At 43.2% G+C, this 15,952-nt stretch carries 17 protein-coding genes; all 17 read left to right on the top strand.

The window, feature by feature from the left end; genetic code table 11:
- The first annotated feature begins 44 nt into the window (after positions 1–44).
- On the top strand, positions 45–1,229 hold the full coding sequence (gene fliH, locus H5073_RS01740; protein ID WP_182676398.1) for a flagellar assembly protein FliH: 1,185 nt from the start codon (positions 45–47) through the stop codon (positions 1,227–1,229).
- Positions 1,198–2,538, top strand: coding sequence for a flagellar protein export ATPase FliI (fliI, locus tag H5073_RS01735; RefSeq protein ID WP_182676552.1), 1,341 nt, complete (start codon positions 1,198–1,200; stop codon positions 2,536–2,538). Before fliH ends, fliI begins: the two co-directional genes overlap by 32 nt.
- 116 nt (positions 2,539–2,654) lie before the next feature.
- On the top strand, positions 2,655–3,101 hold the full coding sequence (gene fliJ / locus H5073_RS01730) for a flagellar export protein FliJ (protein ID WP_182676397.1): 447 nt from the start codon (positions 2,655–2,657) through the stop codon (positions 3,099–3,101).
- 169 nt (positions 3,102–3,270) lie between these two features.
- A complete protein-coding gene (locus H5073_RS01725) occupies positions 3,271–4,680 on the top strand; it encodes a flagellar hook-length control protein FliK (protein WP_182676396.1) in 1,410 nt (469 codons plus the stop codon).
- Between the two features lie 142 nt (positions 4,681–4,822).
- Positions 4,823–5,344 (top strand): flagellar basal body-associated protein FliL, encoded by a 522-nt coding sequence (gene fliL / locus H5073_RS01720; RefSeq protein ID WP_182676395.1) that lies wholly within the window; start codon positions 4,823–4,825, stop codon positions 5,342–5,344.
- Positions 5,345–5,385: 41 nt separating this feature from the next.
- The gene (gene fliM, locus H5073_RS01715; protein WP_182676394.1) at positions 5,386–6,414 is read left to right on the top strand and encodes a flagellar motor switch protein FliM; all 1,029 of its coding nucleotides are present in this window, start codon (positions 5,386–5,388) and stop codon (positions 6,412–6,414) included.
- Positions 6,415–6,423: 9 nt separating this feature from the next.
- Positions 6,424–6,807: a flagellar motor switch protein FliN gene (fliN, locus tag H5073_RS01710; protein ID WP_182676393.1), complete on the top strand. Its 384-nt coding sequence runs from the start codon at positions 6,424–6,426 to the stop codon at positions 6,805–6,807.
- A gap of 88 nt (positions 6,808–6,895) precedes the next feature.
- Positions 6,896–7,303: a flagellar biosynthetic protein FliO gene (fliO, locus tag H5073_RS01705; RefSeq protein WP_310734217.1), complete on the top strand. Its 408-nt coding sequence runs from the start codon at positions 6,896–6,898 to the stop codon at positions 7,301–7,303.
- Positions 7,303–8,046 (top strand): flagellar type III secretion system pore protein FliP, encoded by a 744-nt coding sequence (gene fliP, locus H5073_RS01700; RefSeq protein ID WP_182676391.1) that lies wholly within the window; start codon positions 7,303–7,305, stop codon positions 8,044–8,046. The genes fliO and fliP overlap by 1 nt, the downstream gene beginning before the upstream one ends.
- Positions 8,047–8,057: 11 nt before the next feature.
- Positions 8,058–8,327 carry a flagellar biosynthesis protein FliQ gene (fliQ, locus tag H5073_RS01695; RefSeq protein WP_011495781.1) on the top strand — a complete coding sequence of 90 codons (270 nt, stop codon included), beginning with the start codon at positions 8,058–8,060 and terminating at the stop codon, positions 8,325–8,327.
- A 3-nt stretch (positions 8,328–8,330) separates the two neighbouring features.
- Positions 8,331–9,134 (top strand): flagellar biosynthetic protein FliR, encoded by an 804-nt coding sequence (gene fliR / locus H5073_RS01690; protein ID WP_182676390.1) that lies wholly within the window; start codon positions 8,331–8,333, stop codon positions 9,132–9,134.
- A 42-nt stretch (positions 9,135–9,176) separates the two neighbouring features.
- Entirely contained in the window at positions 9,177–10,310 is a 1,134-nt protein-coding gene (flhB, locus tag H5073_RS01685) for a flagellar biosynthesis protein FlhB (RefSeq protein ID WP_182676389.1), read from the top strand.
- 99 nt (positions 10,311–10,409) lie between these two features.
- Positions 10,410–12,509 carry a flagellar biosynthesis protein FlhA gene (gene flhA / locus H5073_RS01680; protein ID WP_182676388.1) on the top strand — a complete coding sequence of 700 codons (2,100 nt, stop codon included), beginning with the start codon at positions 10,410–10,412 and terminating at the stop codon, positions 12,507–12,509.
- Positions 12,510–12,539: 30 nt separating this feature from the next.
- Entirely contained in the window at positions 12,540–13,925 is a 1,386-nt protein-coding gene (flhF, locus tag H5073_RS01675; protein WP_182676387.1) for a flagellar biosynthesis protein FlhF, read from the top strand.
- Between the two features lie 4 nt (positions 13,926–13,929).
- On the top strand, positions 13,930–14,811 hold the full coding sequence (locus H5073_RS01670; protein WP_259394790.1) for a MinD/ParA family protein: 882 nt from the start codon (positions 13,930–13,932) through the stop codon (positions 14,809–14,811).
- Positions 14,804–15,523 carry an RNA polymerase sigma factor FliA gene (locus tag H5073_RS01665; protein WP_182676386.1) on the top strand — a complete coding sequence of 240 codons (720 nt, stop codon included), beginning with the start codon at positions 14,804–14,806 and terminating at the stop codon, positions 15,521–15,523. Before H5073_RS01670 ends, H5073_RS01665 begins: the two co-directional genes overlap by 8 nt.
- A 43-nt stretch (positions 15,524–15,566) precedes the next feature.
- Positions 15,567–15,950 carry a chemotaxis response regulator CheY gene (gene cheY / locus H5073_RS01660; RefSeq protein WP_007649667.1) on the top strand — a complete coding sequence of 128 codons (384 nt, stop codon included), beginning with the start codon at positions 15,567–15,569 and terminating at the stop codon, positions 15,948–15,950.
- The last annotated feature ends 2 nt before the right edge of the window (positions 15,951–15,952 follow it).

Raw genomic sequence — 15,952 nt, 5'->3', positions numbered from 1 at the left:
CTAGCATTGGTCTTTAATCAATATGCTTTATAAGCGGTAACTGGATGACTGAATCGAAACCGAATCGTTTTAAACATGTACTCAGTGTTGATGATGAACCTGAGTTCAGTCATTGGCGTTTGCCTGATATGAGCGATGCTCAGTCTCTTGGTCCCTCTAATCTTTATGGTAAAAAGCCACAACCACATGTGGTTGATGAGCCCGTAGAAGAAGAGCCTAAACCTTTAACTATGGCGCAGCTTGAAGAAATGCGCGCTATTGCCGAGCAAGAAGGTTTTCAGCAAGGTAAAGAAGAAGGCTATCAAGTAGGTTTAGAGCAAGGCCGCTTGGAAGGTTTAGAGCAAGGTCATCAACAAGGACTCGAACAAGGTGAGCAACAAGGTTTAGAAACCGGAAAAGCTGAAGCCGATGCCTTAGTTCAGCGCTTTAGCCATATCCTTGAGCAATTTGAAAAACCTTTAGCGGTGCTAGATCAAGAAATAGAGTCTGAACTATTAAGTTTAGTATTAGCATTAAGTAAAGCGGTTATTATCAACGAAATTAACACCCATCCTGAGCACATTCTTGCCGCCCTACGGCAAGGGATCAATTCACTGCCTATAAAAGAGCAGCAAATCAAAATTCGTGTTAATCAGCAAGATGCAGAACTTATTAGTCAATTTTATAGCCAAGAGCAACTCGACAAAAACAGTTGGCAACTAGATGTTGATCCCGCGTTATCAGGAGGGGATTGTATTATTGATAGCGTACGTTCAGCAGTAGATTTGAGAATTGAAGAGCGCATGGCTCAAGTGCTAGAAGATCTAAAGCAACAATCAAGTGGATTAGGCGCTGAAATTCAAGCAAACAAAGGGGATGACAAAGGTTACACCACAGATATTATCGATGCTGACGAGTTTAATATTCATAAGGCTGCTGAGAGTTCAAAACAAGATGCCCTGGCTAGTGCGGGCGACAATACTGATGCCCATCAACCACAGGAGCAAGGTGAGGCGGAGCATCAAAATGAAAGCTTAGAAACTGAACCTGTGGAGTTGACCGCTCCCAAAAGCACAACTTTAGACGCTGAGATTGCTACAGCCCCGTCGCCAAAGCCCTTTGACACTGAATTAACGAAAAGCATAGATAGTACAGATAGTGTAGCGCCTCAAGAACAACACACCACAGTTGACGATGACAGTGCCAAGGAGAACCATGATGCTCAGCCGTCAACATCAACTTCTCAATAAGCTAAAAGGACACACTAAGCGGGTTAATCCTTTAGTGCCAGTTGCCAGCGGACAGCTAGTGCGAGTGGTTGGATTGACGTTAGAAGCCAGTGGCTGTCGTGCTCCAGTGGGAAGTTTATGTTCAATTGAAACTATGGTAGGAGAGTTAATTGCTGAAGTCGTAGGATTTGACGATAAACTCCTTTACCTCATGCCGATTGAAGAGCTCAGAGGGGTACTTCCTGGGGCAAAAGTTAAGCCCCTTGGAGAGCAATCAGGCCTCAATGTTGGCATGGCCTTACTAGGCAGAGTATTAGATGGTAGTGGCTTACCTTTGGATGGACTTGGACCACTTAATACCGATCAGCATGCTTCACGCCATGGTCCTAACATTAACCCACTTTCACGCCGGGCGATTACTGAGCCCTTAGATGTGGGAGTGAGGGCCATTAATGCCATGCTAACTGTAGGTAAAGGTCAGCGTATGGGGCTATTTGCAGGTTCTGGCGTTGGTAAAAGTGTGCTCTTAGGTATGATGACCCGAGGCACTACTGCCGATATTATTGTGGTGGGGTTAGTAGGAGAGCGTGGCCGCGAAGTCAAAGAATTTATTGAAGAAATTTTAGGTGAACAAGGCCGCGCGCGCTCAGTGGTGGTGGCAGCACCTGCCGATACTTCACCTTTAATGCGCTTACGTGCCTGTGAAACGTCGACCCGAATCGCTGAGTATTTTCGTGATTTAGGTTATAACGTATTGTTATTGATGGATAGCTTAACTCGTTACGCCCAAGCACAGCGTGAAGTTGCGCTTGCTGTGGGTGAGCCACCTGCAACTAAAGGTTACCCACCTTCAGTGTTTGCCAAACTACCTCGTTTAGTTGAGCGGGCTGGTAACGGCGGTCCAGGGCAAGGCTCTATTACCGCTTTTTATACCGTACTGACTGAAGGTGATGATCAGCAAGATCCTATTGCAGATGCTTCAAGGGCGATTTTGGATGGACACATTGTACTTTCAAGGCGTTTAGCCGACTCAGGTCATTACCCTGCGATAGATATTGAATCATCAATTAGTCGTGTGGCGCCTATGGTTATATCAAATGAACACCTCGAAGCGATGCGAAGGGTGAAACAAATGTATTCCATGTATCAGCAAAACCGAGATCTTATTTCTATCGGCGCTTATGCACAAGGCAGCGATCCACGCATAGACAATGCCATTAGATTGCAGCCTGCGATGAATGCTTTCCTACGCCAAGGATTTAAAGACGCCATTAGTTTTGATGATAGCCAGCTTATGCTGAGCCAAATCGCCGCTCAATGTAATATCTAGCCGTAGGCCCATTCTAGTGTCAAGTTATTGGCCATTTTACTGCTAGAGTGCACCTAGAATTACGTTCAAGTTACGTCCGAGTGACGATTTATTAAACACTAATTGAGTGCTATTCGATGGAAAAAGATCCCCTGTTTACTGTATTAAAGCTTGCTTGTGACGCCGAAGAAAAAGCGGCATTGCAACTTAAATCTATTCAGTCAGATAAACAAAAGTACCAAGGGCAGCTGGAGGTATTAAATAATTATCGTCTCGATTATATGAAGCAAATGGGACAGCAGCAGGGCAAAACACTCAGTGCTAATCATTACTCCCAATTTCATCAGTTTATTAAACAGGTTGATAATGCGATTTCCCAACAAGTGAATGTGCTGAAAGATGCTGAAACTCAAGTGATTTATCGACAAAACAATTGGCAAGAGAAACAGCAAAAACGTAAAGCGGTAGAAATGTTGCTAGATCAAAAAGCGCAGAAACGCGTTCATGCTGAAAACCTGCGTGAGCAAAAGATGTCTGATGAATTTGCGATGCAGCAGTTTATTCGCAAAAAGCCAAGGCAGTAACTCTATCCCATCGCCCTCAGTAAAAGTGTAAGAAAAATGCCTTGTCTTTATTACGCCGCAGACCAGCTTGAAACAATTTTTTAATGTGGCACTATATTTGCTTGGTTAATGCTGATTTGAAATTTAGACGTTGATTGAGTCCGTTGATAACACAGGTTTGGAGATAGCTATGGAACAGATGAACAATATTTTATTGGGTTCAAGCGCGAAGGTGAGCAAATCCTCACCAGGAGAATTGTCTTCAAGTTCTGGCTCAGATGCATTTTTAGCTGCGCTAAATCAAGTGTCTAACACTCAAAGCGAAGGGTTTTCATCGAGTAAATACGATTCAAATACATCGGCAAGTATTTCAGCTTCATTTTCATCGGCTCAAAATGACATTCTTTCTGAAGATGAGGCTGATGTTAATTTAGAGCTTATTCTGGCTCAAATTGATTTAACGGGTAAAACGAGTGCAAATGACAATAATGAAGAGGCTGTCGGCAATCAATTGCCGCCAGAGCTTATTGACGGATCCTTAGGAGTCAAGAGTGTCTTCGATGAGATGGGACAAGACAACTTTCTTTCTCAGCTGTCAGAGGAGCAGCAGCTTGCTTTAGCAAGCTTTGCCGAGCTAGATGCTGAATCATTGACTCAGCTTTCAGCAGAGGAGTTAGCGGCATTGGTGGAAAATTACAATGCTCAAGCTGCAAATAATGCCGTTGCTCCCATAGCCTTGCCAGCAGGTGTTCTAGCTTGGCTACAAGATAAAGCCAATATTGCGGCAGATAACTCACAAGAAAATGAAAATGCTGAGTTGGGAGCACAAATGGTGGCTGATGATAAAATCAAAACCGGCGTCTTAGCTAAGGATAAATTACATATTCTTGGCAATGAAGAGGTCGCAAAGCCAGTGGATGCCAAACTTGCCGGTGCTGAGCTAGCTAAAGCTGAGCTTAATGTTACTTTGGATACTCAAATGGCTAAAAAGTTTGAATTAAGTCAAGGCATAAATGCAGCAAGCATGGCTGTGAATGAGTTAGGTAACAGTATTGGAGACACAAACTCAGATGACAGCGCTGCACTTAAGGCATTGCAAAATCAGTCAAGTTTCACACCCGTGCATAAGAGTGAGGTGCCACAATTTCAGTTATCTTTGAAACAAGGTGAAGCTGGCTTGCAGATGCAGGAAATGATCAAAAAGTTTTCACCAGTGATGCAGCAACAATTGATCACCATGGTGAGTAAAGGCATACAGCAAGCAGAGATCCGTCTTGATCCTCCAGAGCTTGGGCATATGTTAGTCAAAATTAATGTCCAAGGGGATCAGACACAGGTACAGTTTCAAGTCGCTCACTCGCAGACTAAGGATTTGGTTGAGCAGGCACTGCCAAAGTTACGGGATTTATTGGCTCAAGAGGGAATGCAACTTTCTGATAGCCATGTTTCGCAAGGCGATGGCGGACGTGGAGATAAAGATCAGCGGCAGGGTGGCGAGCGTTATGGTGGTGAACAACTGGATGATAATGCAGCACAAGAGACTAACTTGATGGCAAATCGTACCAGCCACTCCAATTCTGCTATAGATTATTATGCATAAGTCGGTAACCTATACACAATTAAACATCTAAGGCAGAATAGTCTATATATTTAAGTGAGATATGCGCGCTTTAGGGTTATTCTTGCTGGAGTAACTTCAAAGACTCGGTCTACCAATAGCCTTAACCCAGACGGACAACACTATGGCAGATGAAGAATCGTTAGAACTTAAAAATGAAGGTAAGGGCAAGAGTAAACTGATTATATTTGGCGGTATTGGTTTAGTGCTAGTGCTCGCTATCGGAGGTGGCTTATGGTTTTTTATGGGGTCAAGTGATGCGCCAGTTGAAGATGTCGCCCAAGCTGCTGGCTCAACTAGTGCTCCTGCAGCTGGAAGAACGCCCCTTGCAGAAGCTAATTACATAGGTATGCCAAGGCCATTTCTATTTAACCTTCCTGGTGTTGATCGTTCCCGTTTAGTTGAAATCAAAGTACAGCTTATGGTTCGTGGGGATGATGGAATATTAACTCAAAAGCACATTCCGTTAATTGAAGATGCATTATTAACCACTTTTAGTGGCGCGGATGTGCAAAAATTAAGCACCCAGGCGGGCAAAGATGAACTAAGGCAGCTGGCACTACTTAATGTGCAAAATACCTTACAGCCAGTTACTGGCCGCACTGTGGTAGAGAAAGTCTTATTTACCGGCTTTGTGATGCAATAACCGGTGAATTCCCCCCATGAATGGAATGCTAAGGCAATAATGTGAGTGATTTATTAAGCCAAGATGAGATTGATGCGCTGCTACATGGTGTTGATGATGTAGATGAGGATGACGTCGATGACGATGGCGGCGATGCCAGGTCCTATGACTTCTCGTCTCAAGATCGTATTGTTCGCGGGCGTATGCCCACCCTTGAAATCGTTAATGAACGTTTTGCTCGCCATCTTAGGATCAGCATGTTTAACATGATGCGCCGAGCCGCAGAAGTGTCTATTAATGGCGTTCAAATGCTGAAGTTTGGCGAGTATGTTCACACTCTATTTGTGCCAACCAGTCTTAACATGGTCCGCTTTAGCCCACTGAAAGGCACAGCACTTATCACCATGGAAGCAAGATTAGTGTTTATTCTTGTGGACAACTTCTTTGGTGGAGATGGTCGTTTTCATGCCAAAATTGAAGGCCGCGAATTTACGCCCACAGAACGTCGAATTGTCCAGTTACTGTTGAAAATCATTTTCGAAGATTATAAAGAAGCTTGGGCGCCCGTTATGGATGTTGAGTTCGATTATTTGGACTCTGAAGTTAACCCTGCAATGGCAAACATTGTCAGTCCAACGGAAGTGGTAGTGATTAACTCATTCCATATAGAAGTTGATGGCGGCGGCGGAGATTTCCACATTACTATGCCGTACTCCATGATTGAGCCAATTCGTGAATTGCTCGATGCGGGGGTGCAAAGTGATAAGCAAGATACAGATATGCGTTGGTCTCAGGCACTACGCGATGAAATTATGGATGTGAAAGTAGGGTTTGATGCCAATATTGTTGAGCATGAATTAACCTTACGTGATGTGATGGGGTTAAGAGCTGGGGACATTATTCCTATTGAATTACCTGAGCATATTATGATGCGTATCGAAGATTTACCTACATACCGTTGTAAAATGGGTAAGTCTAGAGATCATTTAGCATTGAAAATCAGTGAAAAAATTGCTCGTCCAGAGACAGTGAAAACTGAATTGCAGCTAGTGACCCGTAAGAGCAAAGGCCGTGATATTTCCGAATTATAAGGTGATGTAATGAGTACAGAAGACACAGGTGATGATTGGGCTGCGGCCATGGCTGAACAAGCAATCGAAGAAGCTGAGCAAATTCAGCTCGATGAGCTAGTTGATGAATCTAGGCCGATAACTCAAGAAGAAGCTGACAAGCTTGATTCGATACTTGATATCCCTGTCACGATTTCTATGGAAGTGGGCCGGAGTTTTATCAGCATTCGTAACTTACTCCAGTTAAATCAAGGTTCAGTGGTTGAGCTTGACAGAGTTGCAGGTGAACCGCTTGATGTAATGGTTAACGGCACCTTAATTGCTCACGGTGAAGTGGTTGTCGTCAATGATAAGTTTGGTATTCGTTTAACTGACGTTATCAGCCAAACCGAACGTATTAAAAAGCTTAAATAACTTATCTAGAGGTAAGTTGGGTTGAGTAGCGTGATAAATGAGGTCCTTTGACCTCATTTTGATTTATCAAGGCTACAAGGAGAACGCTGTGTTAGATGTATTATTAAATTTACCGCTTGTTGCTGCAGGGGTTATAGGCGAATCAGGGGTGAAAGCACCTGAACCTGTAATAAATGCAAGCCAAGACACGTCACATATTGCTTCAATGGCGAGTATGGTGGGCGGCTTGATTGTGGTATTAGGGATTATCTTTGTCTTGGCTTATATCGTTAAACGCCTCAATTTAGTGCCGTCGCAGCACAGCGTGATTAAATCTATCGCCGTGGCCTCTATGGGACCAAAAGAAAAGGTGGTGTTGATTGAAGTGAATGGCCAGCAATATCTGTTAGGTGTCACCAGCTCGCAAATAAACTTAATTGAAAAACTTGAGACACAAGTTCAGGTTGAAAGTGAGTCCTTTGCTCAGCGGCTAAAGCAGGCTAAGGAGAGTCAATAATGCGTTATTGGATTGGGCTTGTTCTGCTTATTGGCTTAGGGTTTTCTCCAGCTGGATTTGCAGAAGGTATTTTACCTGCTGTAACGGTCAAAACAGCGGCGGATGGGTCTGCAGAGTACTCTGTGACCATGCAAATTTTGATCTTAATGACAGCAATGAGCTTTATTCCTGCCATGGTCATTATGCTCACCTCATTTACTCGCATCATAGTGGTATTGTCTATTTTACGCCAAGCATTAGGTTTGCAGCAGACACCTTCAAATCAAGTGTTAGTGGGTATTAGCTTATTTATGACTTTTTTTATTATGTCGCCGGTGTTCGATAAAATTTACACCGAGGCAGTAGAGCCTTACATCAATGAAACCATGACACTGCAACAATCCTATGAAGTGGGTAAGCTGCCCATAAAAAGCTTTATGCTATCGCAATTAAGATTAACTGATTTGCAAACCTTTGTGGAAATCTCGGGTTATAAAGGCATTACATCACCTGAAGAAGCGCCCATGAGCGTTATCATTCCTGCGTTCATCACCAGTGAACTTAAAACTGCTTTTCAAATTGGTTTTATGCTGTTTATTCCATTTTTGGTATTAGATTTGGTGGTCGCCAGTATTTTAATGGCCATGGGTATGATGATGTTGTCACCTATGATCGTATCATTGCCATTTAAGATCATGCTGTTTGTTTTGGTGGATGGCTGGAGTTTAGTCATGGGTACCTTAGCCAATAGTTTTGGAATTTAAGGAGCTGTGCCATGTCTCCTGAAGCCTTAATTGATATCTTTCGTGAAGCTTTATCTGTCATAGTACTCATAGTGTCAGCGATTATTCTTCCCGGTCTGTTTATCGGCTTAATTGTGGCAGTATTTCAGGCTGCAACGTCCATTAACGAACAAACTTTAAGCTTCTTACCTCGCTTGTTGGTTACCCTATTTGCTTTAATGTATTTAGGTCATTGGCTGGTACAAACCATGATGGATTTTTTCCTACAAATGGTGAACCTAATACCACAAGTAATAGGCTAACCGATGGAAATATTGTTTGATGAAATCAGTCAAACGATAGCAGCCTATCTATGGCCACTATTTCGTATATCTTCAATGCTGATGATCATGGCTGTATTTGGCGCGAACACGACTTCTTCGCGGGTGCGTTTATTGTTAGCCGTGGCTTTTACCTTTGCCATTGCGCCAGTGTTACCTGAAATCAAAGACGTAGAGCTATTTGCTTTGAGTGCTGTATTTATCACCTTGCAGCAAATTTTAATTGGTACTGTTATGGGCTTTGTCACCTTGATGATGATGCAAGTCTTTGTATTGACGGGTCAAATTATTGGTATGCAGACCAGCTTAGGCTTTGCTTCTATGATAGATCCAGGCTCAGGTGAGCAAACTCCTGTGGTCGGTAACCTGTTTCTTTTACTTGCAACACTGATTTTTTTGTCTATTGATGGGCATTTATTGATGTTTCGCATGATAGTGGCAAGTTTTGAAACAATTCCAATATCAAATCAAGGCATAGAACTTGCTAATTATAAAATATTGGCGGAGTGGGGGGGCTATATGTTCGGTGCAGCCTTAACTATGTCAATGTCAGCCATTGTCGCGTTATTATTAATTAACTTATCTTTTGGGGTTATGACCCGCGCGGCGCCGCAGCTAAACATCTTTTCTATTGGTTTCCCTGTCACCATGGTGAGTGGCTTATTTATTTTGTGGCTAACGCTTGGGCCAATTATGGCTCATTTTGATGAAGTATGGTATTCAGCCCAAGTGTTGATGTGTGATTTACTCAAGCTAAATTGTCAGCTTGATCAAGCCACCGTGTTCTAAACGTATTATTTAGTCTTATCACTGCAGTATTTAGGATAAGTTATGGCCGAAAATGATAGTAGCCAAGAAAAAACCGAGGAACCTACTGGGAGGCGCCTTGAGCAGGCGCGCGAAAAAGGGCAAATTGCTCGCTCAAAAGAATTAGGCACAGCTGCAGTGCTATTGGCTTCTTCTGTGGGATTTATGATGACAGGGCCTGCTCTTGCTAAAAGTTTGTTTCGTATCATGGAGCAGATTTTTACCATGGAGCGCGCACAAATTTTTGACACTAACTCCATGTTCCGTGTTTGGGGGCTAGTCGGCACTGAGCTTGCAATCCCTTTAATGAGTTTTATTGTCATGGTTGCGGTAGTATCCTTTCTGGGGAATATCGTTTTAGGCGGAATTAACTTTTCCGTTAAAGCCTTTATGCCTAAAGGCAGCAAGATGAATCCCATGAGTGGCTTTAAGCGTATGTTCGGTACCCAGGCTTTAGTTGAGCTCACCAAAGGTATTGCAAAATTTTCTGTGGTGGCGTTTTCTGCTTATCTATTGCTGGATGTCTATTTTTTTGAAATTCTTCAATTATCTAATGATCACTTACCCAGCAATGTTTACCATGCGTTAGATTTATTGGTGTGGATGTTTATTCTTTTATGCTCATCGACGTTATTGATTGTGCTTATCGATGTGCCATTTCAAGTATGGAATCACAATAAACAGCTCAAGATGACCAAACAAGAAATAAAAGATGAATATAAAGACACCGAAGGTCAGCCTGAGGTTAAAGCCCGAGTCAGACAAATGCAAAGAGAGATGGCGCAAAAGCGCATGATGGCAGAAGTCCCTAGCGCGGATGTGATCGTGGTTAACCCTGAGCATTATGCTGTTGCCGTCAAATATGATGCTAGCCGTTCAACCGCCCCTTTTGTGGTCGCAAAAGGGATTGATGATGTTGCCTTCCAAATAAGAGCCATAGCTCGAGAGCATAATGTTGCGATTGTGTCAGCGCCGCCATTAGCCAGAGCAATTTATCATACCACCAAATTAGATCAGCAAGTTCCAGAGGGCTTGTTTACCGCCGTTGCCCAGGTGCTCGCTTATGTATTCCAATTAAGAACATTTCAAAAAGGCCAGGGCCGACGACCTAAGCCTATTCCACTCAATCAGCCCATTCCTGATGAACTCAAACATTAAAAGATTGACCTTGGTGTCAAACTGAATTCTAATAATTGGCTCGTTTTTTGCTTTTCACTATTATCAGTGTCAAAAATGCAGCATTAAGGTCAATAGCCAATGGAAGTAAAAGCCGCGTTAGGGCAAATAAAATCGATCCGCATTAGTAGCTTTAAAGGCATAGGTACGCCTTTGCTGGTACTGGCTGCATTAGGCATGGTCGTTTTACCCATACCTCCTTTCCTGCTGGATATATTATTCTCATTTAACATTTCTTTAGCTTTGGTGATATTACTTGTTGCCATTTATACCGATAGACCGCTCGATTTTGCCGCTTTTCCAACCGTGCTACTGATCGCAACCTTACTTCGCTTAGCGCTCAATGTGGCTTCCACTCGAGTCGTGCTACTTGAGGGGCATAATGGTGGTGATGCCGCCGGTAAAGTGATTGAGGCGTTTGGCTCAGTGGTGATTGGCGGTAACTATGCCGTTGGTTTAATCGTGTTTTTGATTTTGATCATCATTAACTTTGCGGTAGTGACCAAAGGTGCAGGGCGTATTTCAGAGGTAAGCGCTCGCTTTACTTTGGATGCTATGCCTGGCAAACAGATGGCTATTGATGCTGATTTAAATGCTGGGGTATTAACCCAAGAACAAGCCAGGATCCGCCGAGCTGAAGTAACCAAGGAGGCCGATTTTTATGGTGCGATGGATGGTGCTTCTAAGTTTGTAAAGGGTGATGCGATTGCTGGGATCATGATTTTGGTCATCAATATCTTAGGTGGTTTTATTATCGGTATGCTGCAGCATGGGCTGGACTTCTCCACAGCAGCAGAAATTTATACCTTATTGACCATAGGCGATGGCTTAGTCGCGCAAATACCCGGCCTTTTGCTTTCTATTGCAGCAGCGCTAATGGTTACCCGACAGAATGAATCTGGTGACATGGGGAAAATGCTCATCAGTCAAATGTTTGAAAGTCCTAAAGCTCTGGCTATAGCATCAGGATTATTATTTACCATGGGTATCGTCCCTGGTATGCCACATGTGGCTTTCCTAAGCTTCGCTGCGATTACCGCAGGAACGGCTTTTTATATTCAAAAACGCATTAAAACTAAAAAAGAAGAAGCCTTAGAATTGGCAATAAAAGGCCCGAGTGAGATTAAAGATAAAGAGCCTAAAGATCTTAGTTGGGATGATGTACGTCATGTTGATACTATTGGTCTTGAAGTGGGTTATCGTTTAATTCCTTTAGTGGATAAAGGTCAGGGCGGCGAATTGCTCGGTAGAATTAAGGGCGTGCGTAAGAAGTTATCTCAAGAACTGGGCTTTTTGGTTCCAGCAGTTCATATCCGCGATAATTTAGATTTATCTCCAAATGCCTACCGGATTTCATTAATGGGAGTTGTGGTCGGTGAAGCTGAAGTTAGGCATGACTGTGAACTTGCTATCAATCCAGGGCAAGTGTATGGCAAGCTAGATGGCATAGAAACAACAGATCCTGCGTTTGGCCTAGAGGCTGTCTGGATCAATGCAGAGCAGCGTGAGCATGCACAAACCTTAGGTTATACAGTCGTTGATACTGCGACAGTTGTCGCGACTCATATTAGCCAAGTGCTGACTAATAATGCGGCTAAATTACTCGGTTATGAAGAAGTACAACAGCTCATGGATATGCTGGCGCGTCAGTCACCTAAATTGGTTGACGGCTTTATTCCCGATATCATGCCACTGGGCAGTGTGGTTAAAGTGATGCAAAATCTTCTTAATGAAGGAGTTTCTGTCAGAGATCTGCGCACCATAGTGCAAACCCTGTTAGAATATGGCAGCAAGAGCGCCGATACTGAAGTCTTAACCGCCGCAGTGCGTATTGCACTCAAACGAATGATAATGCAAGAGCTTTCAGGCCCCGAATTAGAAATTCCTGTCATAACATTGGCGCCAGAGTTGGAACAAATGTTGCATAAGTCAATGCAGGCAACAGGTGGTGAAGGTCCAAATATTGAACCAGGTCTTGCAGAGCGGATGCAACAATCGCTATTAAGTGCAGCGCAAAAGCAAGAAATGGTCGGGCAACCAGCCATTTTGTTGACATCAGGCATGTTACGGTCAACGTTATCACGCTTTGTTAAGTACACAATTCCGAATTTAAGGGTAATTTCTTATCAAGAAATTCCTGATGAAAAGCAAATTCGAATAGTATCGGCAGTGGGCCAATAGCGATGAAAACAGAATTTTGAGGGTGCATAAGTGAAAATTAAACGATTTTTTGCCAAAGATATGCGCGGAGCATTAGCTCAAGTCAAAGACACGCTAGGTTCTGATGCCGTTATCATGTCCAATAAGAAGGTCACTGGTGGCATAGAGATCGTTGCTGCTGTGGATTACGACGAGCCAAAGGTCAGCGCTAAGGTTAATACTCCAGTACCAGGTTTTATGGACGTCAGCGAAGACAGAGTGTCTATCGGCGCAAAGCCTGCAATTAAAGCTGAGACTAAACTAAATCCTCCGCCAGTTGCCGATTCTCTGCAAGCATTACTTGAGAAGCAGCATTCTCGATTACAGCAGCAAATGGCATCACAGAATAATGATCCTGAGCTCCCAGAGTGGGCCAAGCAATTAGAGGCCTCGAAAAAACCTCAGCCCGCGGCTAGTTTTCAAACTGCATCGTTTGCCGATAAGCCTCAAAAAAATACTAAGCATAACCAAGCTGATTTTGATGCTCTTAAAGATGAAATGGCGTCACTGCGCAACCTATTGACTCATCAAGTATCGGCATTAATGAAAGATCAGAAAAAACGCACAGATCCCATGGGTGCTATGCTGGAAAGTAAATTATTAGCTGCAGAATTCTCAGCGCCTATAGCGGCAAAACTTGCGGGACTTAGTCAGCATTATACACCAGTAGATTTAGTGCGGGCTTTGCCGCAGACACTAGCCAATCTTCTTGATAATCAAGGTGATGATATTGTTAGGCGTGGAGGGGTCGTGGCTTTTGTAGGCCCTACAGGTGTTGGGAAGACAACCTCTTTGGCTAAGCTTGCAGCACGATTTGCAGCTCAACATGGTCCAGAGCAAGTGGCACTCATCACTACTGATCATTATCGAATCGGAGCTTTCGAACAGTTAGCAACCTATGGCAAAATAATGGGATGTCCTGTAAAGCAAGCTCATGATCTAGCTGAATTAGAACAAATTATTTATCAGTTTAGGAATCGCAAGCTAGTATTAATTGATACCGCTGGTATGGGACAACGGGATATGCGTCTCTATCAACAGCTCGATAATCTAACGGCAAATAGTAAAATTCCTATCCGTAGCTACTTAGTACTGTCAGCGACAGGGCAGCGCCGAGTGTTACAAGATGCCGTGACCCATTTTAAACGCATTCCTTTATCTGGGGTTGTGCTCACTAAGCTGGATGAGTCTGTCTCCATAGCGGGCGCTTTAAGTGTATTAATTCAAAATGAATTGCCATTAAGCTATGTTACTGATGGTCAAAGGGTTCCAGAAGACATGAAAGTCGCAGATACCTTAGTATTAGCGAAACAAGCACTAGCGGCAATGAACGAAACTGAACTACAATCGACAAAAGACACGGCATGGTCAAATGACATGGCCTATGCATTCGAGTAAAGATATGACCCGAGATCAAGCAAGTGGTTTACGTATGATGAATCAACCGTATAACGAAAAAGTAAAAGTAATTGCCGTGACTGGCGGTAAGGGAGGCGTAGGTAAAACTAGCGTTTCAATCAATACCGCAGTGGCTCTTGCTGAAAAAGGTAAACGAGTATTAGTACTCGATGCCGATTTAGGTCTGGCAAATGTTGATGTCATGCTTGGCATCCGCGCAGAGCGCAATCTATCCCATGTATTAAAGGGAGAAGCTGAGCTTGATGATATTATTGTTCGCGGCCCTAAAGGCATTGGTATAGTTCCTGCCACTTCTGGCTCCCAATCCATGGTTGAATTAACGCCTGCACAACATGCAGGTCTTATTCGTGCGTTTAGCGAAATGCGTACTCAGTTCGATATTCTCATTGTTGATACCGCTGCGGGTATTTCTGATATGGTTTTGAGTTTCTCTCGTGCGGCTCAAGATGTGGTTGTGGTTGTTTGTGATGAACCGACCTCAATTACCGATGCTTATGCTTTAATTAAGATTTTAAGTCGAGAGCATGGTGTGTTCCGCTTCAAAATTGTGGCCAATATGGTGCGAAGTTTGCGTGAAGGCATGGAATTATTTGCTAAACTCAGTAAAGTGACTGACAGATTTTTGGATGTTGCTCTAGAATTAGTCGCAACAGTGCCATTTGATGAAAACTTACGTAAAGCAGTTCGTAAACAAAAACTTGTCATCGAAGCATTTCCAAAGTCACCTTCAGCCATTGCTTATCATGGCTTGGCGAATAAGGTGATGACTTGGCCCGTTCCACAGCAGCCCGGTGGTCATTTAGAATTCTTTGTCGAACGTTTGGTTCAACGTAAAGAATTACAAGAGGATAGAGTGAGTGAATAAAGCCGCAGCGTATACTCAGTTCGATGATAAGTCGTCCGTTATTGAACAGTATGCTCCGTTGGTGAAAAAAATTGCTCATCATATGCTTGCAAGATTACCTGCATCGGTGCAACTGGATGATTTGCTGCAAGCGGGAATGATGGGGCTGCTGGAAGCTGCTTCAAAATTTGATGGTACCAAGGGTGCTAAGTTTGAAACCTTTGCAGGAATTCGAATTCGTGGTGCCATGATTGATGAAATTCGCCGAGGAGACTGGGTTCCACGCTCAGTGCATCGCAATCAAAGGCGCGTGGCTCAGGTGATTGATGAGCTAGAACAACACTTTGGAAGAGATGCGCGTGACACAGAAATTGCAGAAAAACTTGATATGTCACTCGATGAGTACCATCATATCTTAAATGATGTTTCTGTTGGAAAAATCATAGGCATAGAAGATTTGGGTGTATCACAGGATGTGATTGTTACCGAAGAGACATCAATGGATAAATCCTTTGATGAATTAGTTGAAACTCAATTCCAATCAGCGCTGGTTGAAGCAATTAAAACATTGCCAGAAAGAGATGCTTTAGTGTTATCGCTTTATTATGATGAAGCACTAAATTTAAAAGAAATTGGCGCCATACTTGAAGTTAGCGAATCCAGAGTCAGTCAGATTTTAAGTCAGGCTATGCTCAGATTAAAAGCTAAACTCAAGCATTGGACACAAACATAATTATTAATAGAGCAAAAAGAGTGTCAGCTCACCGGAGGAAACCTTGGACAAGAATATGAAGATTCTTATTGTTGACGACTTTTCAACAATGAGACGTATCATCAAGAACTTGTTGCGAGACTTGGGATTTAACAATACCCAAGAAGCAGATGATGGCTCTACAGCCCTACCCATGTTGCAAAAAGGTGACTTCGATTTCGTCGTTACTGATTGGAACATGCCAGGGATGCAGGGTATCGATCTTCTCAAAGCGATTCGTGCAGATGATTCGTTGAAGCACTTACCTGTTCTTATGGTAACTGCAGAAGCAAAGCGTGAGCAGATTATTGCAGCAGCACAAGCCGGGGTAAATGGTTATGTTGTAAAGCCATTTACCGCAGCAACTCTTAAAGAAAAGTTAGATAAAATCTTTGAGCGACTCGCATAAGC

Origin of the sequence: Shewanella sp. SR44-3, assembly GCF_014163735.1 — a bacterium.
Lineage (GTDB): Bacteria > Pseudomonadota > Gammaproteobacteria > Enterobacterales > Shewanellaceae > Shewanella.
The sequence above is the reverse complement of the archived record's forward strand: the minus strand, read 5'-3'. Positions and strand labels throughout refer to the sequence as shown.

Bases quoted from the DNA above. Each gene is read 5' to 3' on its own strand.
- flhB (WP_182676389.1), top strand. From the start codon at position 9,177: ATGGCCGAAAATGATAGTAGCCAAGAAAAAACCGAGGAACCTACTGGG.
- fliI (WP_182676552.1), top strand. From the start codon at position 1,198: ATGCTCAGCCGTCAACATCAACTTCTCAATAAGCTAAAAGGACACACT.
- H5073_RS01725 (WP_182676396.1), top strand. From the start codon at position 3,271: ATGGAACAGATGAACAATATTTTATTGGGTTCAAGCGCGAAGGTGAGC.
- fliN (WP_182676393.1), top strand. From the start codon at position 6,424: ATGAGTACAGAAGACACAGGTGATGATTGGGCTGCGGCCATGGCTGAA.
- H5073_RS01670 (WP_259394790.1), top strand. From the start codon at position 13,930: ATGACCCGAGATCAAGCAAGTGGTTTACGTATGATGAATCAACCGTAT.
- flhA (WP_182676388.1), top strand. From the start codon at position 10,410: ATGGAAGTAAAAGCCGCGTTAGGGCAAATAAAATCGATCCGCATTAGT.
- fliH (WP_182676398.1), top strand. From the start codon at position 45: ATGACTGAATCGAAACCGAATCGTTTTAAACATGTACTCAGTGTTGAT.
- fliR (WP_182676390.1), top strand. From the start codon at position 8,331: ATGGAAATATTGTTTGATGAAATCAGTCAAACGATAGCAGCCTATCTA.
- fliQ (WP_011495781.1), top strand. From the start codon at position 8,058: ATGTCTCCTGAAGCCTTAATTGATATCTTTCGTGAAGCTTTATCTGTC.
- fliJ (WP_182676397.1), top strand. From the start codon at position 2,655: ATGGAAAAAGATCCCCTGTTTACTGTATTAAAGCTTGCTTGTGACGCC.
- fliP (WP_182676391.1), top strand. From the start codon at position 7,303: ATGCGTTATTGGATTGGGCTTGTTCTGCTTATTGGCTTAGGGTTTTCT.
- fliL (WP_182676395.1), top strand. From the start codon at position 4,823: ATGGCAGATGAAGAATCGTTAGAACTTAAAAATGAAGGTAAGGGCAAG.